Annotated in this window: 14 protein-coding genes and 1 riboswitch; of the genes, 13 read left to right on the plus strand and 1 reads right to left on the minus strand. The window is 38.8% G+C overall.

All coding sequences use genetic code 11. The features are described 5' to 3' along the window. Window positions 1-199 precede the first annotated feature (199 nt). From V7112_RS23200 to V7112_RS23235, 8 genes are all read left to right on the plus strand, one after another. Window positions 200-1,456 (plus strand): HlyD family efflux transporter periplasmic adaptor subunit, encoded by a 1,257-nt coding sequence (locus V7112_RS23200; RefSeq protein WP_335424248.1) that lies wholly within the window; start codon window positions 200-202, stop codon window positions 1,454-1,456. Continuing rightward, window positions 1,440-2,120 (plus strand): ABC transporter ATP-binding protein, encoded by a 681-nt coding sequence (locus V7112_RS23205; RefSeq protein WP_335424250.1) that lies wholly within the window; start codon window positions 1,440-1,442, stop codon window positions 2,118-2,120. Before V7112_RS23200 ends, V7112_RS23205 begins: the two co-directional genes overlap by 17 nt. Beyond that, window positions 2,117-3,328, plus strand: a complete 1,212-nt coding sequence (locus V7112_RS23210) for an ABC transporter permease (protein WP_335424252.1) — start codon at window positions 2,117-2,119, stop codon at window positions 3,326-3,328. The genes V7112_RS23205 and V7112_RS23210 overlap by 4 nt, the downstream gene beginning before the upstream one ends. Window positions 3,329-3,420: 92 nt before the next feature. Beyond that, on the plus strand, window positions 3,421-4,236 hold the full coding sequence (locus V7112_RS23215) for an alpha/beta hydrolase (RefSeq protein WP_335424254.1): 816 nt from the start codon (window positions 3,421-3,423) through the stop codon (window positions 4,234-4,236). Between the two features lie 183 nt (window positions 4,237-4,419). Beyond that, window positions 4,420-5,706 (plus strand): SPFH domain-containing protein, encoded by a 1,287-nt coding sequence (locus tag V7112_RS23220; protein ID WP_335424256.1) that lies wholly within the window; start codon window positions 4,420-4,422, stop codon window positions 5,704-5,706. A gap of 81 nt (window positions 5,707-5,787) precedes the next feature. Next, a complete protein-coding gene (locus V7112_RS23225; RefSeq protein WP_335424258.1) occupies window positions 5,788-6,825 on the plus strand; it encodes a hypothetical protein in 1,038 nt (345 codons plus the stop codon). Further along, on the plus strand, window positions 6,819-7,655 hold the full coding sequence (locus V7112_RS23230; protein WP_335424260.1) for a TPM domain-containing protein: 837 nt from the start codon (window positions 6,819-6,821) through the stop codon (window positions 7,653-7,655). The genes V7112_RS23225 and V7112_RS23230 overlap by 7 nt, the downstream gene beginning before the upstream one ends. Window positions 7,656-8,107: 452 nt before the next feature. Continuing rightward, entirely contained in the window at window positions 8,108-11,050 is a 2,943-nt protein-coding gene (locus tag V7112_RS23235; protein WP_335424262.1) for a fibronectin type III domain-containing protein, read from the plus strand. 83 nt (window positions 11,051-11,133) lie between these two features. Here the strand turns inward: V7112_RS23235 and V7112_RS23240 are convergent, their stop codons facing one another. Next, entirely contained in the window at window positions 11,134-11,331 is a 198-nt protein-coding gene (locus V7112_RS23240; RefSeq protein ID WP_335424264.1) for a Fur-regulated basic protein FbpA, read from the minus strand. 83 nt (window positions 11,332-11,414) lie between these two features. Then, a riboswitch (SAM riboswitch) is annotated at window positions 11,415-11,518 on the minus strand. Between the two features lie 380 nt (window positions 11,519-11,898). On the opposite strand from V7112_RS23240, the gene V7112_RS23245 reads away from it, so the two are divergent. From V7112_RS23245 to V7112_RS23265, 5 genes are all read left to right on the plus strand, one after another. Continuing rightward, window positions 11,899-12,195, plus strand: a complete 297-nt coding sequence (locus V7112_RS23245; protein ID WP_335424281.1) for a heterocycloanthracin/sonorensin family bacteriocin — start codon at window positions 11,899-11,901, stop codon at window positions 12,193-12,195. A gap of 175 nt (window positions 12,196-12,370) precedes the next feature. Continuing rightward, a complete protein-coding gene (locus V7112_RS23250) occupies window positions 12,371-14,296 on the plus strand; it encodes a putative thiazole-containing bacteriocin maturation protein (RefSeq protein ID WP_335424266.1) in 1,926 nt (641 codons plus the stop codon). Further along, on the plus strand, window positions 14,293-16,236 hold the full coding sequence (locus V7112_RS23255) for a TOMM precursor leader peptide-binding protein (protein WP_335424268.1): 1,944 nt from the start codon (window positions 14,293-14,295) through the stop codon (window positions 16,234-16,236). The genes V7112_RS23250 and V7112_RS23255 overlap by 4 nt, the downstream gene beginning before the upstream one ends. A 20-nt stretch (window positions 16,237-16,256) precedes the next feature. Continuing rightward, a complete protein-coding gene (locus V7112_RS23260) occupies window positions 16,257-17,828 on the plus strand; it encodes a SagB family peptide dehydrogenase (RefSeq protein ID WP_335424269.1) in 1,572 nt (523 codons plus the stop codon). Between the two features lie 885 nt (window positions 17,829-18,713). Beyond that, entirely contained in the window at window positions 18,714-21,395 is a 2,682-nt protein-coding gene (locus V7112_RS23265; RefSeq protein WP_335424271.1) for a M14 family metallopeptidase, read from the plus strand. Window positions 21,396-21,734 lie beyond the last annotated feature (339 nt).

A 21,734-nucleotide genomic window follows, 5' to 3' on the forward strand; every position in this document is an offset into this window, starting at 1 on the left:
GTTTTAAACTAGTTGATCTATTTTATTGTAAAATTTTTAAAATAAATGTAAAAAAATGAAACCTTTTGGAAATCATTTCCGTCTTAATGATTAGGGATAAATTTGACCTTTTTAATCACACTCAACTCTGTATAACAAAAAATTATTAGATAGAGAGATTCAACATTTACCCAATGAAATGAAAGCAATAGGGGGAAGTATGGTGAAGAAAAAAAAGATTTTAATTTGGGTCATGTCGATTGTGGGTGTCTTGGCAATCGCAGGTGGTGCAACTGCATTTTTGATGAAAGAACGGAGCATTGCATCGGTAGGAGATCAAATTGAAGAAGTAAATGTAACTGTAAACAAAGCAAAGGAACAAGAATTAATTGAAACGATTCTAGTAACTGGAGAGATTGTACCTGAAGGTGAGCAAAAAGTATTTTTAAATCCAGAGCATGGAGAAATCAGCGAATATAAAGTAGAGGAAAACCAAACCGTAAAAGCCGGAGACCCTCTCTTTGTCTATGATTCTTCAAAGCTAGACACAGATCTAACTCGAGCCACTAGAGAAAGAGACTTAATTCAGACAAGAGCAAAAACCGAACAAAATCAAATTGCGGCACTAAATAAACGAATTGAAGAAGCAAAAAAAGCAATAGCCGCACAAAAAAACAAACCAAAAACCGAAACTGAAGAAGGCACAGAACCGGAACAAGTTGAGGAAGCTCCAGTTGAGGATGTAAACCAGCTTACAAGTGAAAAGGTTCAAATGGAGCTACAATATGAAAATACGAAATCAGAAATTACAGCAGCAAACGAACGAATTACAGAGATTACTAATCAGAAAAAAGAAATGTCAGTTGTAAGTAAAATCGATGGAATCATTGTTAAAGTCAATAAAAATGTTGCTGCAACTGAAGCGGGTGCAAATGAGCCTGTAATACATATCATTTCAAACAAACCCTATAAAGTGATTGGTACAATGAGTGAGTTTGATGCAGTTAAAATTCAACAAGGACAAGAAGTTATTGTCCGTCCAAAGGTATATAAGGATCGAGAATGGAAGGGTGTTGTAGAATCCGTTTCACATTTTCCGAATGATAACGGCGGTGGAGGTGGGGAGTTTCCGGGTATGGGTGGTGGAAATGTGACCATGTACCCATTCAAAGTGGGAATCACAGACGATACTTCGGAGCTTCGCCATGGCTTTCATGTCTCACTTGAAATAAGAATTCCTGGAACTGAAATTCTCCCAGTTATTCCACATACCGCCATTTTAGACGAAGGTGGAGTAGCAGTTGTATATGTGCTAGTTGACGGGATCTTACAAAGACGTGAAGTTCAAACTGGCTCTATGAATGATGAATTTATCCAAGTTACAGAAGGTGTTACAAAGGATGAGCTTGTTGTTTTAACACCATACGAAGGAATGTTCGACGGAATGGAAGTGACCTCCTTTGATGAAGTTGAGTAATATTACAAAGGTCTATGGAAATGGTGCACTTGAGGTACCCGTTCTCCACGGAATCGATTTAACCATTGAGGATGGGGAATTCATTGCTATAATGGGGCCTTCAGGGTCTGGGAAATCAACTCTCATGAATATTATTGGATTTCTCGATTCACCAACATCTGGTATGTTTGAACTGAATGAGGAGAAAATTGGGCTAGTCAAGGATAATAAACTAGCAAAATTAAGAAACGAGCATATTGGATTCGTTTTTCAACAATTCTTTTTGTTGCCACGTCATAACGCGCTGAAGAATGTGGAATCTCCACTTATTTATGCAGGAGTCCCGAAGCGGGAACGTACCGAAAGAGCTAAACAAATGTTAGACAAGGTTGGGCTTGGAGACCGGGTAAAACATTTACCTAACCAGCTTTCAGGTGGACAAAAACAAAGGGTCGCGATTGCAAGGGCCCTTGTAAATAATCCATCAATCGTTTTAGCGGATGAACCAACAGGTGCTCTCGACTCCAAAACGAGTGAACAAATCATGGAGCTAATGGTTCAACTAAACAGAGAAGGCAGAACCGTCATCATCGTCACTCATGAGGAAGCAATTGCAGCATACGCAAATAGGGTTATCACCTTAAAGGATGGGTTGATAACGGATGATCAGAGGAGAAGTCTATGAGCCTATTAGAAAGCTTCAAAGTAGCATTATCCTCAATCTGGAATCATAAGGTACGGTCCATTTTAACGATGCTTGGAATAATCATTGGTGTAGCAGCTGTTATTATTATCGTTGCGATTGGACAAGGTGCTAAAACGAAAATGACAGAGGACTTATTTAGTCTTGAAAAAAATGCGGTCGATATTTGGTATCAACCAATGCCTAAAGAAGGGGAAGAGGAGTCAGAAATGTTCTGGATGGAACCTGAATTAACCTCTGAAGATGTCCAAACCCTTGCTCAGGTTCCTGGTGTAAAAGCAGTAATCGCGACAAACCAAGGATGGGGACCGTTGACCTATAATGATAAACAGGGTGAAATGGAAATTACCGGAGTTGGACCTGAATTCTTTACAGCACGAGATATTCAAATTGTCGAAGGAAGACCAATCAACGCAAGGGACAATGATGGAAAAAACCGTGTTATCATGATCGATACAGTAGCAAGGGACAAATTCTTTAAAAATAAAGAAGATATAATTGGTGAAATTGTCGACCTTAATGGAAATCCATATAAGTTAGTCGGAGTCTATGAATCACCGATACCCGAACAATATCGATATAATGAATCCGGTGAAATGCTCATGCCACGAGGCGTCATTTCAATGATGTTTGGAAATAGAGAAATCGAGCGCCTAGCTATAATCGCAGATGATCCGGAACGAATTTCTGAAATCGGACGTTCAGCGGCGGATGCCTTAACTAGCGCCAAAAAACTTGAAGACGGGATGTACACAGTAAACGATTTCTCTCAATATGAACAAGAAGTTGATACCGTCCTTACCATTATGACTTTGGTAATCGGAAGTATCGCGGGGATTTCCTTATTAGTAGGTGGAATCGGTGTTATGAACATTATGCTCGTTTCCGTTACTGAAAGGACAAGAGAAATTGGTTTGCGAAAAGCACTAGGAGCAACAAGAGGACGAATTTTACTGCAATTTTTAATTGAATCGATGACATTAACCTCGTTAGGAGGTTTGCTCGGAATTGGACTTGCAGCTTTAGGAACAATTATCGTTTCGATTTATTCACCGATCACTGCAACAGTTAGTCCAATTATTGTTATTATTGGTGTTGGATTCTCTGCATTCATTGGTATCATTTTTGGAATCTTACCGGCAAACAAGGCCTCAAAGCTTAGTCCAATTGATGCATTACGGTATGAATAAGGCTGGATTTCCAGCCTTTTTTTGTTGAAGGAAGTTTAAAGGTTATGTCGAACTTTTTTAAGGTAGAACTTTTGTAAAAAGGTGGGAGAAAAATGATTCATGAAAAATATGAGTTAATACATAACAACGAAAAAGCTGAATTATTTACGTATATTCTTGATAATTCACCAAGTATTGACCCAGACCGCAAACGGCCAATGATTATCATCTGTCCAGGCGGTGGATATGTGCACACATCTGACCGGGAAGCTGAACCAGTTGCCATACAGATGCTTAGTAAGGGATATCATGCTAGTATCCTAAGGTATAGTGTTGAACCCGCTGTTTTTCCAACATCTCTATGCCAATTGGCTAGCGCCGTTGGTTTAATTCGTGAAAATGCTGAAAACTGGAATGTTGATCCTAACAAAATCATTGTCATGGGCTTTTCGGCTGGAGGGCATTTAACGGCAAGCCTAGGTGTATTCTGGAATAAAGATTTTCTCATCGAACAACTAACGTATTCTAAAGAACAAATTAAACCAAATGGATTGATTTTAGGCTATCCGGTTATTTCTTCTGGCCCTTATGCCCATGAAGGAAGCTTCAATGCATTATTAGGAGAGAACTCTGAAGACCAAGATAGAAGAGACTTTTTATCCTTAGAAAATCAAGTTACTAGCGCAACCCCGCCAACATATTTATGGCATACAGTTTCTGATGCTTCTGTCCCAGTGGAAAACAGCATGCTGTTTGCACAAAGCTTATTAAAACACAAAGTTTCACTCGAAATGCATATTTATCCTGAAGGTGTACATGGATTATCTCTTGGAACGGAAGAAACACAATCAAAAGGCAGAGATAATCATATTCAACCTGAGGTAGAGAATTGGATTGAGATGGCGGCAAGATGGGTGAAGGGATTATAATAAACTGAGTGGTAGTTCCACTCGGTTTTTTAAGTGTAATTCTTTCAAAATGAAACCAATCGCCTAGTAAAATCGTATTACAATACTAGCAAGGAATTACTATAAACTGATTTCTTTCATGTATAATGAGTAAACAATCTCATATAGTTACAAAGATTTAGCTTGATGCAGGAGGGGATATAAATGGGAATTATTAAAGCAGCAGTTGGTGCGGTAACAGGAAACATAGCTGATCAATGGCTTGAGGTAATTGAACCACAGGCGATGAGCGATACAACCGTTATGTCGGTTGGTGTAAAAGTACGTGCAAAAGATCGTCGCAACCAGAACTTTAAAGGAACAGATTCTACAATTTCAAATGGGTCAATCATACACGTCTATCCAAATCAATTTATGATTTTAGTTGATGGCGGAAAAATTGTTGATTATACGGCTGAAGAAGGCTATTACCAAGTTGTAAACTCTACACAGCCATCCTTATTTAATGGTCAGTTTGAAGAAGCATTATACGAGACCTTTAATCGTTTTAAGTTTGGCGGTGTCCCATCTACATCGCAAAAAGTTTATTTTATCAACCTTCAAGAAATTAAGGGAATTAAGTTTGGAACTCGAAATCCGATTAATTACTTCGATAATTTTTATAACGCGGAATTATTTTTACGTGCTCATGGGACCTATTCAATTAAAATTGTAGATCCAATAAAATTTTACATGGAAGCCATTCCACGAAATAAATCCAATGTCGATATTAATGACATAAATGGTCAATATTTATCTGAATATATGAATGCATTGCAAACGGCAATTAATAAAATGTCCGCAGATGGCATCCGAATTTCACATGTCACATCAAAAGGTATGGAACTTGCGAAGTATATGGCCGAAGTCCTTGATGAAGATTGGACACGGATGCGCGGAATGCAGGTCGAATCCGTCGGAATCAATAGTATTACGTACGATGAGGAATCACAAAAGCTTATAAACATGAGAAACCAAGGTGCTATGCTTCAGGACGCATCCGTTCGTGAAGGGTATGTACAAGGTGCCATTGCAAGAGGTTTGGAGGCTGCTGGTTCCAATGACGCTGGTTCAATGCAAGGTTTTTTAGGCATGGGAATGGGGATGCAAGGTTCGAGTGGCTTTATGGGCGCCGCTTCTGAAACCAATCGTCAGCAAATGCAACAACAAGCAGGACGAAAGCAAAATCAACAGGCAGTAAATTCGAATCAATGGAAATGCTCATGTGGACATACAAACACAGGCAATTTTTGTTCAGAATGTGGTTCAGCAAAACCTGAAGCAAAAAACGATTCGTGGAAATGTGAATGTGGCCAAGAAAATAGTGGGAAATTCTGTTCAAATTGTGGCAGTAAAAAGCCTGAAGAACTAACATGCAATAATTGTGGGTTTAAACCGTCTAATCAAAACGCAAAATTCTGTCCAGAATGTGGAACACGTTTTGATCACTGAACTTTAGATCCATATTGGAAAGGTAAGAGGTGATATCGGTTGGGGGTTATCGTATATAAATGTATAAACTGTGGGGGACCATTGGCATTTAAAGCAGACACTCAAAACTGGACCTGTGATTATTGTTTAAGTGAATTCACGGAAGCAGATGTCAAAAATTTTGTTAATAATGAAAAGGCAGAAGAAGAAGCGGAAGTAAGTGAAGAGGCCTTACACCAAGCAAAGGAATTGGATCAAGAATTTAACGATAAGGCAACAGGCTATACATGTAGCAGTTGCGGGGCAGAAATCGTAACAGACGACACCACAGCTGCAACCTTCTGTTATTATTGCCATAATCCAACGATTATCCCAAGGCAGCTTGAAGGAGAATATCGCCCTGAAAAGGTCATTCCTTTTAAAATTGACCGTAAAAAAGCAGAAGAATTATTTATAAAATGGTGTAAGGGTAAGCCCCTGCTTCCCAAGTTTTTCACTTCAAACTCACAGCTAGAAAAATTATCAGGAATCTATGTTCCTTTTTGGTTATTTGATAGTACCACATCAGGAAAGGTCGAAGGTGAAGCACGAAGAGTTCGGTCCTATACAAGAGGAGATACAAGATATACCGAAACAAAATATTATAAGGTGATGCGGGAAGGAAGAGCGATATTCCGCGATGTTCCAGCAGATGGTTCTAAAAAAATGGATGATAAACTCATGACCATTCTCGAGCCTTATGATTATAAGGATTTAACCGATTTTTCAATGTCCTATTTATCTGGTTTTTTTGCCGAAAAGTATGATATGAACCAAAACGACGTATACGGTAGAATCTCAAGCCTCCTTCGCGATAATCTTGGAACCTTACTTGAGGGGACCATTCACGGATATAGTTCTGTTGCCATTCATAATACAAATGTAAAACTAGCAAACGTTAAGACGAAATACGTTTTATTACCTGTTTGGATGTTTACCTATCAATTTAAAGGGAAGACCTATGTATTTGCTATGAATGGTCAAACTGGAAAAATTGCTGGAGACTTACCAATAAGTATGGGAAGAGCAAGTAAATGGTTTGGGATGATTTCAGCAAGTATCTTTGCAGTCTTGTCATTAGGAGGGTTATTTTTATGGTAAAGAAGAAAGTTCTCATGATACCATTTTTCCTCCTCATTTTATTTACTTTTGCGACTGCCACATTCGCTAACACTGAATATATATTTGACCAGGCCAATTTGTTTTCGGAATCAGAAATTCTAGAGTTACAGGAACAAGCTAATAGTTTGAGTGAACAATTCCAAATGGATATCCGAATTGTCACAACAAATGACAGTCACGGAAAATCAGCTAGAGAATATGCAAGTGATTTTTATGATAGTCATGGCTTTGGCTATGGTGGGACAGAGGATGGAGTATTGTACCTGATCGACATGGATAATCGAGAAGTGTACATCTTTACAAGAGACCGTATTGTTGACTACTTCCCGGACTTCACCGTAGAGGAAATCCTTGACCACGTCTATCCATATTTAACCGAAGAAGCATTTGCTGACAGTGCGAAAGCCTTCTTATCAGATGTGGAAGCCACGATGAATACAGGGATTCCCGAAGGTTCATCCTCATCTGGGGGTTACGCTCAATCAGATGGTGATACATCCTATCCAAGTAGTGCCACTGCAGCATCCGATGGTGAGTTAATAAAAGAACTCTTAATCTATCTTGCAATTGCGATTGGCATCGGAGTCATTTCGGTTGGAGTGATGGCGATGTATAATAGGGGTCGCTCCACAACAACAGCCAATACGTATCTAGAGTCCAATTCTTTCGCTGTTACAAATAAAATGGACCGACATTACAATACACGAGTTACACAGCAAAAAATTCAACGAAATTCAAATAGTGGGGGAGGATCTTCTTTTTCCGGTGGCGGCGGTGGCCGTTCTGGTGGAGGAGGAAGAGGGTTTTAGGAAGCATGAGGACATTTGGTTCTCATGCTTTTTTCTTTGTAAAAGTAGAGAAAAATGATGATGTTATTCCGCTATAACATCTAGATTAGTGAAGAATAATTTATTTCCCAAGAGTTTGTCGAAAGATATAAAATAACTTTCTTAGGCATGGTAACAGTGATTAGACCAAGCATTTTTCAATGGTAATCATTTCATCATGAGATAATCACTAGTTCACAAAGGACTTTTCGGATAGGTAAATAGAACTAAAATTATCGAAATATTCAATAAAGTGATTGTATACGTTTTTAATGGAAGAGATTAACATAGATTTGTAATTCCGATTTCCCTTAAAATATAGACCTTTAAATTACAGTGTTTCTGCACAGAAAAAGGTCTATATAAAAATTAAAAGAAAGGAGGATTAATAAGTTTATTAGATTAACAAAAATACTAGAAGGTGGTAGATGTACTTGAAGAGTCTTAAAGTGAATGGAATTTTGTTTTTAATTTTACTATTCGTTTTTAGTAGCTTTAGTGGGGCAGTTTATGCAGAGTCGGAAGGATCGCCTAATGTCCCCGCATCACCTGTGAATTTACAGATTCCTAACCTTGCTTTTGATGAAGACAGCATTACTCTTGTTTGGGAGAAGCCCGAGAATTATGATGACATAGTTGATTTTAATATCTACATGGACAAGAAGAAAATAGGAAGCGCTTCAGAAGATAATAGTGGACCTGCAAAAGCTTATATCGATAATTTCTATGAAAATATCGATAAGGACAATTTCCACGAAAAAATTCTTATCCATAATTTTAACGTTAACAATCTAAAACCTAATAAATCCTACGAATTTTATGTAACATCTATAAATGCTGACGGGGTGGAATCACCTCCTTCAAATAAAATTGTAGGTAAAACAACAAAGATACCGGAGATTTTTAATATTGTAGATTATGGGGCAACACCTGATGATGATACAAAGGATACTGAAGCTATTCAAGCAGCCATTGACGCTGCAACACCTGGCTCAAAGGTGTTAATTCCAGAAGGAACATTTATATCTGGAGAATTGTGGCTTAAATCTGATATGACTTTACAAGTGGATGGATATTTACTTGGCTCACCGGATGCCAAAGACTACAGTATGAATTTCTGGCTATATGATTATTCAACTGATGAACGTTCATATTCACTCATCAATGCACATACATACGATTATGGAAGCCTGAAAAACATTCGAATTGTGGGTGACGGTATCATCGATGGAAACGGGTGGAAATATGATAAGAACCATCCTACCATTGATGAACTTGGAAATGAATTGCCACGTTATATAGCAGGCAATAATTCAAGAGTAACTGGAAATGTAAAAGTAGAGAATGGGAAAATGAGTCCATTAGATCTTGGGTCTGATAATACGTTTGGAATCTTGGCTGCAAACCAATCATATGCCGCACAAGAATTAGGCATGGATGCAAAGTCTGCTTATGCAACTCGTTCAAATCTGATTACGGTTCGCGGAGTAGATGGAATGTATTATGAAGGAATTACCCAACTTAATCCTGCAAATCACGGGATTGTGAATCTTCATAGTAAAAATATCGTTATAAATGGAACCATTTCCAAAACGTATGACGGAAATAATGCAGATGGTTACGAGTTTGGTGACTCTCAAAATATCATGGTATTCAATAACTTTGTGGATACGGGCGATGATGCAATTAACTTCGCGTCAGGTATGGGACAAGCAGCATCCAATAGTGAACCAACTGGAAATGCTTGGATTTTCAATAACTATATTCGTGAGGGTCACGGTGGGGTTGTTACCGGTAGTCATACTGGTGGCTGGATCCAGGATTTTTTAGTAGAAGATAATATCATGTATAAAACAGATGTTGGTTTACGCAGTAAGACAAATACACCAATGGGTGGTGGAGCTAAAAATATCCTTTTTAGAAATAATGCATTAGAGGGTATTGATGGTGACGGTCCATTTGTCTTCACTTCAGCTTATACGGATGCAAATGCTGCAATCCTATACGAGCCTGCAGAGATCATCTCACAATTTAGAGATATGGAGATTGTTGATACAACCGTTCGTAATCAAGGAGGGAGTAATAAGCAATCTATCCTTGTGAATGGTAATAATAATGCAGGTGAAGTTTATCACGAAAATATAACATTCAAAAATGTTAAATTCGATAATGTTTATTCCGTAAATATGAATTACGCAAAAGACTTTAAATTTATTAATGTATCTTTTACAAACGTCAAAGATAATGGCGGAAACCCATGGAGAATAACAAATTCGACAGGACTTGTGTTTGAGAACACAACAGCAACTCCTACTGATGCTACACAAAAACCAGAATGGGGAGAAGACACGGTTATTGATGCTCAGTCATCACCTGATGGAAAAAGTGTAACTTTAACATGGAGTGAAGCAACAGATAATGTTGGTGTTAGGGGTTATACAATCTATAAAAATGGTGAAAAACTTGGTGGAGACTATTCAACTACGAATCTCACTAGTTTTACTGTAGATGGACTGGCACCCGCTACAGAATACACATTTAAAGTGGAAGCAACCGATGCTATTGGAAACCGTACGTCTAATGGACCAGAAATTAAGGTAATTACAAATGGTGGTGCTGATCAAACAGCTCCTGTTTTACCGAAGAATAAAAAGATTTCAGAATCAACAACTAAAATTGCTTCCAGTGATACTTTTAGTGGCAAGGAAGTAAATGTGGTGTATACAGGGTTTACTTGGACTTCCATAACTTGGGATGCTGCTAGTGACGATACAGGAATTGCTGGTTACAACGTTTATGCAAATGGAGAATTACATGGATTTGCAACATCTAATAAATACACATTAACACGCCTAGAACCTGGTACAAAATATCATATTGAAGTCGAAGCAGTTGATCTTGCAGGTAATAAGGCAAAATATAATCATGTCCTAGAAACAGAAACAGCAAGAGCTTACCCAATTGGTGCACCATCCATTGATGGTGGCTTAGAAGCAAAAATTAATACAGATGGAACTAGTGTAACTCTATCATGGAACGCTGCAACAGCGATTAATCAAGATGTAATCGGATACCGGGTATATGTGAATAGGCAACCTATCAAACCTGAAAGAGCGGTATTTACACCTATTAATTCGGAAATGACAACATCAGATACAAGTTATACGGTAACAGGATTAAAACAAGGAAAGCGATACACATTTAAAGTAGAAGCAGTCGGTCATGCATTCAAATACTCAAAGAGAGAAAGACTCTCAGATGTCCTTCAAAACGGACTTCTTGAAGTTTCAGGATACAGATGGAGCGGATTCGGACCAACTAGCGATGTTCATTTAATACCTGGTAAAGCTAAAAGTGAACAAGCTAAATCGAAGTAAGGTCATGTGATAAAAAAGGTGGGTACGTCTGTGACAAGACTGCATTTCAATAGAAATACAGTCTTGTCTATGTTCAAATAACTTTAGAAATTTTTCCATCTTAAGGATGAATGATTAGAATGCGGATGTTCATCAGATTGAGCTTTAAAATTTTCATATTCTAACTCGGATAAAGATAATTCAAAAAGATGTTTTCCATCTTTTTTATATTGATCAAGTCTAAGTAATTTGTTTATTAACTCGTTCCGTCTATTTTCAACAGGTTCCCTTAGTAAACTCATAATAAAAAATCCTCTCCCTTAAATTTTTTTCAATGTGCCATTGAAAAGATAAGGAGAGGATTTTTTAATTAGGTTGTAACCTCAACTTATCTATCAAGCTGTAAGCTTGCAGGATTTAGCACAGTATTCTTATGAATATGTTGCTGAGGTTTCGTTGGGCCAGTCCCTCCACCTCTCTGGATAAGCATTATATATTTTTTATTTTAATAATACCTTAAGTTTAAACCTATAATTCCGATGTGTCTACTATAATTTATGCATAAATAATTTTATGTGACCTTTTTTTGTATTTTTGAAATTAATAAAAGCACCATTTTCAAAGGCATTTGAGATAATACGATTTCTAAATGTCTTTTTGTCGATTGGTTAATTTAAAATAGGCGGTGTAATCAGGCACAATACCCATAATAGTTCATATTTTGTTTATGAAAGTCTTTGAAATATTTAGAATATAACTTGAACACATTATTTCTATTTTGCTCGTTTATTTTCATTTTAAAGTACTTTCACACCTTAAATGAATAATCGGAGGTAATATTAGTGAATAATTTTCAAAATGAACTCCAAATGTTGAATATTGGAGATTTCCATTCGACTGATGTAGTTCCTTGGGATCCAAACCAGTATTATGATGAATCTGCCCGACAATTAGGTGGATTTGGTGGAATTGGTGGAATTGGCGGAATTGGTGGATTAGGATTTGGATTTGGACGTTGTTCAAGTTGCTTTAGTTGTGCTCGGTGCTTCTTTAATTGCTTTAATTGTTTCCGTTGTTTTAGTTGCTTTAGTTGCTCTCATTGTGGTGGACGCTGTGGAGGGGGACACCGTTGTGGAGGCGGACACCGTTGTGGAGGTCACCACTGATTCGAATTTAGATACAAAACAAATCTAACCTATTAAGAAGTGCAGCCCCTGAAAAAATGGCTTTAGGGGCTTTCTTTTTAAGAGTAGACATATGAGACAAATTTCTTTACATAGGATTATAGTGACAGTGATGGTAAAGAACCTCAAACTTGCTATTCAGTAAAGGAGGAGCGGAATGACAAAATTAACCCCTTCTATGCGTCTCAAAGTGAAAAGAGATACGTTTTTTCTCCCTTATTCTAACAGTGTCTATTTTCGGAACAATACAAGTTCTTTCCGTATGGAAGGAAATACAATCGATAAGTGGGTTGAAAAGCTAATACCGATGTTCAATGGAGAGTACACGTTGGGGAATTTAACAGAAGGTTTATCCGACCCATACCGAGAACGAGTTTATGAAATTGCAGAAACGCTGTATCGCAATGGATTTGTTCGAGATGTAAGTCAAGATTTGCCGCATCAATTACAGTCTGATGTTATTAAGAAGTATGCATCACAAATTGAATTCCTGGAAAACTTCGGGGATTCCGCCGCATATCGCTTTCAAGCCTACCGTCAGTCAAACGTCTTGGTAGTTGGATCTGGTCCATTTTTAGTATCGTTAGTATCTGCATTACTCGAATCCGGATTACCTAAGTTCCATGTACTAATCACCGACCAAGTATCTACTAATAAAAAAAGGTTGTCAGAACACATTGCACATGCACGACAAACGGATCCCGAGGTAATGGTTAAGGTGTTAACCCTACAAAACGATGGGATGAGTACTTGGAGAGAAATTGTACAAGAATTTCACTTCATTTTGTATGTGTCACAAGAGGGTGATGTTGAGGAATTACGTGCTCTTAATGAGGTTTGTAGGAGAGAAAAGAAGGGGTTTCTCCCCGCTATTTGTTTAGAACAAATGGGTATGGCAGGTCCCCTTGTACGTCCTGACTCAAGGGGATGTTGGGAATCGGCGTGGAGGCGCATACACGAATCTGCACTTCACAAAGATCAGCCGTTATCCAATTTCTCTCAAATAGCAGGAGCGATGCTTGCAAATGTAATCGTCTTTGAGTTATTTAAAGAGATTACTAGAAAAACCGAATTGGATAAAGAGGATAATCAATTCTTTCTGCTTAATCTAGATACGTTGGAGGGGAACTGGCATTCCTTCATTCCACACCCCTTAGTGACGGGATTTTCAGAAGCTAAAAGGATACAAAATTTAGATTTACGGATCAATGCAGCACCAAGCAGTGGTGACGTTGATAAATTGTTTCTATTATTCAATCATTTGACATCTCAAGAAACTGGAATTCTTCATATTTGGGAAGAAGGGGATTTGAAGCAACTTCCCCTATCACAATGCCGGGTTCAAGCAGTCAACCCACTGTCAGAGGGGCCTGCTAAGCTGTTGCCTGACATAGTCTGTGCTGGTTTGACTCATGTCGAGGCTCGGAGGGAAGCAGGGTTAATGGGGATTGAAGCCTATGCATCTAAAACTCTTCCAGGTAGGATTGTAGAAAAAAATGAATTTATCGGTATTGGAATGGGAGAATCGTTAGCCGAAAGTGTATGTCGGGGATTACAAAAGTGTCTAGTTGAAGAGCTAAGCGAAATAAATGTTGAACAGAAACATGCTGTTTCAACTGTAGAATTGAAATCTCTAGAAGATAAACGCTGTCAGTTTTATTTGCAGGTATTGACAAGATTGAATGAGGCGCCGATTATCGGCTTAGGAGAGAAAGTTTCTGGGTTCCCAGTTGTTTGGATTGGTGCTAATAATCGTTGGTATAGCGGTGTAGGTTTGTCTTTAACAAAGGCATTGGAAAACGCATTACAACACGCCATTATGAAGATAGAAAACAAAGGGGATTTTCGCACAACTCATTCATTAGAAGTTTCATCGGTACTTTTGGAGAAAACTGCACCACGAAGCCTTGAAATACCTTCGGGTGAAGAGATAACACATTCAGAGATTTTGAATTCCGCATTACAAGTATTGGAACGAAACAATAAGCAAATCTTGGTATTTGACCTTGAAATAGAACCATTTTGGAAAAAGGAACTGGTAGAGCTGTCTTGTGTTCTTTTAAAAAAGGAGGAATCCACTTGAATGGTATCGTGGTGATTATCGGAGAAGGTTTTTTAGCAGATCACGTGTCCAAGGAATTAGCCTCCCATTTCATGTTAATTCGTCATCCCGATTTCGACTCCGGAATACCAGAAGAGACTGATTTAGTTTTAGTATTGAATGAAGCATGGAATCCCTCTATTCATCAAAAGGCAGAGAAGTTATTACGTCCTAAGGGCGTTCCCTGGTTACGAGGCTTTGTTTCATTTGGTGAGGGTGTTGTTGGCCCGTTGGTTCTTCCAGATTCCCCGGGTTGCTCCCAATGCGCTGACATGAGGCGACTTATGGCTGGCCGTGACCGAATAGAAATGCAGCATTTGCAGGAACACCTTGCCTTACAAAGAGGTATTACTCGTGACATTTGGGCATCTAACACGGGACTTTTGCAGATGGCTTATTTGATAGTTGGAGAGACTAAGAGGATTTTGAATGGAGATGTCTCGCACTCAGAAGGAAATCTTTTCTTAATCAACTTGAAAACTCTAACAAGTTCATGGCATGCCTTTCTATCAAACCCACTATGTTCGATTTGTGGTGGACTTCCTGACGACTCAGAAAGTAGTGCCATAATTTCGCTTCAACCTAGTCCTAAGAGCAGCCTTGACAGTTACCGATGCCGTTCGTTAGACGAATTAGAAAAATTCTTAGTAAATGATTATTTAGATTCTAAGACTGGCTTTTTAAATGGGAAAATGTATGACCTTTTGCCGCCTTTTGCCGATGTAGGTGTTAATCTGCCATTGATACACGGCGATGAGGGAGTAGCGGGTCGGACTCATTCATACGCAGTAAGTGAACTAACTGCGATATTAGAAGGCTTAGAGCGGTACTGTGGTCTTGCTCCACGTGGCAAAAGAACTGTTGTCCATGATTGTTTCCGCAATTTAGAAGGAAAAGCACTAAATCCTCTCACTGTAGGAATACATGAAGCGGAAAACTATTCTCAACCTGGCTTTCCATTTAAACCGTTTGATCCCGATAGCTCAATGAATTGGGTGTGGGGCTATTCATTTTTACAGGAACGCCCGATTCTAGTACCAGAGTTACTAGCCTATTACAGCTTAGGCCATGGCGAAGGTTTTGTTTATGAAACTTCAAACGGATGTGCATTAGGCGGAAGTTTAGAAGAGGCAATTTTCTACGGAATTATGGAAGTAGTAGAACGTGATTCATTCTTGATGACTTGGTATGCGCAAATGTCACTTCCCCAATTAGACCCCTATTCAGCTAACGATCAGGAATTGGAGCTCATGTTAGAACGTATACGTACAGTTGCAGGATATGAAATTCACTTATTCAACTCGACGATGGAGCACGGAATTCCGAGTGTGTGGGCGTTGGCAAAGAACAAAAAAGATGTTGGATTAAATATAATTTGTGCAGCAGGAGCGCATCCTGACCCGATACGGGCTGTGAAAAGTGCGGTTCATGAATTGGCCGGTATGATGCTTACACTTGATGAGAAATTCGAGAAGGGCAAGAAGGGGTTTGTTCATATGTTGCATGATTCTTCCCTTGTTCAGCAAATGGATGATCATGGCATGCTTTATGGATTACCAGAAGCAGAAGAGCGTCTTACGTTTTTGTTGGACGAAAATCGTCCATTGCGATCATTTGCCGAGGAATTCAAGTTGAAGGTGCCTCATTCAGACCTTACCGAAGATCTTAAAGACATACTTCAGGAGTTTCGCCGATTGGAACTCGATGTAATTGTAGTCGACCAAACAACATCGGAAACACTAAGAAATGGACTACATTGTGTAAAAGTTTTGATTCCAGGTATGTTGCCGATGACATTCGGTCAGCATCTTACCCGAATAACTGGACTTGAGAGGGTATTTAGAATACCGATGGAACTCGGGTATGAGAATCAACCTCTTACACTTAAACAGCTTAATCCACATCCACACCCGTTCCCATAAGTATGACTAGGAGGTAGTCGATGAGTCTTGATGAATTTCTGCACAACTTACATTTTGACATTGATAAAGTAAGCCCACCGGATAATGTAGTCGATTGGGAAGATTCACCTTTGACCTATAAACTATACCGCGGGTTGCATGATTTTCCTTTGTCTTTAGAAGTGCCATTGAAGCTAGATGAGCAGGCTGTCCCCAGCAAACCTAATCAGAGCAGTATCGGGCATTTTCTATGGTATGTTTTCGGTCTTAATCAAATAAGCCAATCTGTCATTACGATGGAACAAGAAGTTGATCTAATGCAGTCGTACAGACGGTATGTCCCTTCCGGCGGAGCGTTATATCCAAATGAATTATACGTTTATCTAAAATTGGAGGATTTGCCTTCAGGAGTATACCACTACGATGTCGCACACCATCGATTGGTTTTGCTGCGAGAAGGCAATTTCGATTTTTATATCAATCAAGCACTTGGTAATCGGATTGACTTGTCTACATGTTTTGGAACGGTTTTTATTTCCACAATGTTTTGGAAAAATTTCTTTAAATACAACAACTTTTCCTACCGGTTACAAGGGTTGGATACGGGTGTTCTGATTGGACAATTACTTGAAGTAGCAAAACGGTTTGGATTTGAGACAGGGGTGTACTTTCAATTTCTTGATAGGGCAATTAACCATCTGCTCGGGTTATCTGAGAAGGAAGAAAGCGTATATGCGGTAATCCCGCTAACTGTAGATGCAACAAACTGGAATCTTAATCAGAGTGCAAGATACGGAAGTGTCAATTCCGAGGAATTGTCTAGTAAACTGTATGAAATTAAGATTAATAATTACTATTTACGATCAAAAAGGATACTTGAGTATCCAATGGTAACAAAGTTGAATGAAGAGTCTTTTATTGAATCAACGGAAGCAATTAGTAAGATTAAGCCGAAAAAGAACATGACTTGTGAAGGTCATAAAGTAACCTTACCAAATGTGAATCGTTTACCATACGATCTTGCGTCTGCCTTGCAAAACCGTTTTTCTCCAGATATGGATTTTACTATGGGAAAGGTAAATCAATTAGAATTGGCCACCTTACTACGAGAGGCAACAGCTTCCTTCTCGTATCGAAATGATTTAGACAGCGATCTAAAGGAGCCTGAACCCCGAATCTCACTGTATGGCTGTTTTAATAATATAGAAGGAATTCAGAATGGTGCTTATTTTTATGACAGCACTACTCATTCGTTACGACAGATAGACCCAGGAGATCATCGACTTAATCTTCAATACGGAATGTCTGCAGATAATGTAAATTTGATCCAAGTACCACTATGCTTTCACGTGGCAGGAGATAAGGATCACTACAAAACATCATTAGACCTAAGAGGCTACCGAATTCAACAAATGGAAGCAGGTATGCTGGTCCAGAGATTACTTTTGGTTGCTTCAGCAATTGGGTGGGGAGGACATCCACTACTTGGATTTAGTGCGAGCGTATCTGATCAAATTTACAAGTTGGATTCACGCCAAAAAACAAGTTTAATCCAAATCCCAATCGGTCCTTATCGACCTCGCCCATGGTTAAGAGGGAGCTTGCGTTGCTGAAGTAATTTACAAGTTAATAGTTTAGAAGAGCAAAGAGAAAATTTCTTCTTTGCTTTTTTTGATGAAAGCAACTGTAGCATTAATGTTTTATGACGGGTACTACGGATGGATAAAGGAGGGGAAGGTTAAACTGTCTTCAATAATAGTGTCAAATTCAATTCGTAACTAGAATTTTTGCTCCAGGTTTAAATACAACAAAAAAGTCGTCTACTACTTGTTGCAAATTCATAGAATCTGCGTTGACCTTCAAAAAAGCGAATTATTTAGATGCACCATGTAATTTTATTCGGAATCAAAATGTAGATCAGAGCATTCCTAGGAGTTAACCAGACGTTCCAAAACATTATCGTCAAGTTAGAGGGAGCCAAATTCACAATACCCTTTATTATAAGAAGTAAAGCTAAAAGTTATTGTTCTACAAGAATGTTTATTAGTTTTACATAATATCTATTAGATTTCGACAAGGTTAGACTTATCGTTAGCTTCCTATAATTATTGGATCGGGAAAGGACATTATAAGGTGTGTCTTGGGCGTTATGTTTATTAAACATAACTCCTTATATTATGTCCTATTGATAAAGTTTTAAACAATATGGTTCACACGTTCCCCATACCCTTTCCACCGGCACTCACAATTTGTCGAGAGATACTTGATGTTTTCCCTATAATCCGGCAATAACTTTCCGAATATTCTGTTACATTAATCTAGTAATCTATTAAAAAATACATAGAAAGGATGATTCAATGAAAAAGCATTTTTCAGGTTTGATCGCATTGCTCATGATGCTGTCCATTTTTTCCCAAACTGCGTTTCCAGTCTCGGCCTTTGAAGCATCGGAAGACTACAAATTAGTAAATTTGGAAACAAGCAGAAATCTATTTTCCATGACTGAGGTTCGAACTGTCGACGTTCAAGCTGATTTTGGCGAGATTGTTGATCTATCGAAATTACAATTGCAATTTGGCGGAAAAAGCATTTCTGATTGGAAAAAGTGGACAAGCGGTAACAATTATAATGGTGCTCCCGTTATTACTGTTAAAGAAGCGCCGCATTTTGTCGATGGAACAACAACAGTCAAGGCAACGTTAGAGTTTGGATTACTGTTTAACCGAGAAAATCTAACCTCAATTCGAACCCGTTATCAACCGTTTATTGGCGACTATGAATTGGCATTAGTGAATCCGGAAAATAAGACAAAGGCAGCAACAACTGTCACATGGAATGTTTACGACCAATTCCTATTTTACGATCAGTTAAAGCCAGCTATCGATCAAATTATTTCCAAAGCAAATGCTGACCCAAACAATCATCGCTACCTCGAATATCAAAGCCTTGGCAAGTCTGTGCAGGGGCGAGATCTCCATTTCGTGATATTAGCAAAAGATAAAAATGCGGTCGATAAGTATTTAAACAACACACTGCCAACGGCTTTAGAAAATCCGGAAAGTTTACTCGAGAAATTACAAAACGGGACGATAGGCGATTACCAGGTTCCGATTTGGATGAACAATATCCATCCGGATGAAGTAGAAGGTGTCGATGTATCTAAAGAATTACTCAAGAAATTTGCTCTTGATGATAAGGTCACATTTACAACTGGCAAGGGAGCCAATGAAAAAACCGTCACAATGGATGTTGACAAGGTATTAGATGATGTCATCTTCCTTTATATGTTTACTAACAATCCTGATGGTAGGGAGGCAAATACAAGGGCAAACGCCAATGGCTTTGACTTGAACCGGGACAACCATTATCAAACTCAGGTAGAAACACAGCAGATTACGCAGGTAATCGCCAAGTGGTCGCCGCTTTCTTTCATTGATCAGCATGGGTACGTTAACGGGTTTTTAATCGAGCCAACAACGCCGCCGCACAACCCCAACTATGAATATGACCTGCTCTACCATACTATGATTGACCAAGCCAATGCGATGGGACAAGCAGGGATTGGCAATTCAAAACTGACTTCTTATTTTATTCCCGCGGAAACATGGGCTGATGGCTGGGATGATGCGACACCAGCTTATACTCCGATGTATGCAATGCTTCACGGTTCATTGGGGCATACAATTGAAGTTCCTGAGCTAAGTCAGAACGGCTATCGTGCCATGGAGGGAGCGGGACTCGGTGCTGCCAATTTTGTTTTTGAAAACAAAGATGAATTATTTAAAAATCAGCTGGAAATCTTTGCCCGCGGCATCAAGGGTGAGGATAATCGCGCAGTGGATCCATATTTCATAAATGCCAAGGGTGAATCAATCGGCCGTGTAAGAGGAGAACACGCCAGCTATTTCCCGGACTACTATGTGATTCCGGCCGATGGGAAAGAACAAAAAAATAAGCATGAAGCCTATAAGATGGTCCAATATCTACTCCGCAATGGGGTAAAGGTGGAGCAAACCACAAAAAATATGAAGGTAAATGGGGCAATGTATACGAAAGGAACATTCGTTGTTCCGATGAAGCAAGCGAAACGCGGTGTGGCGAATGCCATGCTCAGCAAAGGAGAAAATTCCTCAGACTGGGCGGCCATGTATGATCCGATTGTTACCAATTTTCCGGATTTGCGCGGCTTTGATGTTCATCCTATTCGTATTCCTGATGCGTTTGCAAATAATACGTCAAAGGTTGATAATGTAAACTTGCCTACAGGTCAAATCGTTGGCAATACACCAAAGCAAGTGTTGGCCAATAGCAATAACGACACTATTAAACTTGTAAATGAATTGCTGAAACAAGGAGCAGTAGTAGAAACCGCGACCGAAACAAAGGCAGGGATCAATCGAGGCGACTTTATTGTTAACACGAAAGACCTTCAGACTTATGGGAAAAATTATTATTTCGAAGCAAAAGCTGAAGGGACAACTAATCATATTAAAACGGAACAATTGCGCCTGCCAAAGGTTGCGGTAACTGGTTCTAACCAATTGAATTTTTCAATAAGAGAACTTGGTTTTAACTTGGTGCCTCAATTAGAAGCAGACGTTATCATTAGTGATAGTTCAAGCTTTAACCCTAATAACATAAAAGGGAAAACTTATGTTGGGATTGGCTATTCGGCTTTAAACGCTGTCAGAAACAGTGGAGCTCTCCCTGGATTCGGTGTAACCCGAACAGCTGGCGGACATGAGGGACTGTTTAAAGCGGTCGTTAATGACCATAGCCTGACTTCTGGCTATAAGAAAGATGAACTGCTCTATTCAACGCAGGGCACATGGATTACCTCCATACCGGAAGATGTGGAAGTATTGGCAACCTTTAGCGATGCTGATGATTTCTATGTATCCGGATGGTGGCCAAGGCACGAAAGAGCGCAGGGGCAAACCCTCGCCCTTACGAAAAACTTTGAAGACTCAACGATCACATTATTCGCAAATGATCTTGCCTTTAGAGGGCATACTCAATACAGCTATCGACTTATCGCCAATAGCATTTATAATTCTGTTGGCTCTGAAGTTATGAAGAAAGGCAAAGGCATCGGAAAATTAAAAGGTAAGGAAGTCAAGGCTGAGGATAATAAGATAGAGAAATCCTTCTATGAAATGGGCCGTGACCGTGAAAATTAATGGTTAGTAGTTAAAGATAAAACAAGAGGTTCCCGATTTATTTTTCGGGAACCTCAACTAAACCAGCTAATAGATTGTCAACATTTTTCAATAAAAAGATTAATAACATCATCAGATACTAAAATTGCACATGCCAAATAACCAATTTAAATGAATTACAATACAGACAAACAAAACTGATTCAAATGAAGAGTTTTGTGAAGAGTGATTCCCCTTTATTAAGTGAACTTTCATCGAATACTATAAAGCATATAGATTTATCTCACGAACTTTTAAGTTATTTTATTTTAAACTACAAAGTAAAAGAGAGGAACGAATTAGGTGGGGAATACAACAATA

This window comes from Bacillus sp. JJ1566, assembly GCF_036962685.1.
GTDB lineage: Bacteria > Bacillota > Bacilli > Bacillales > Bacillaceae_L > Ferdinandcohnia.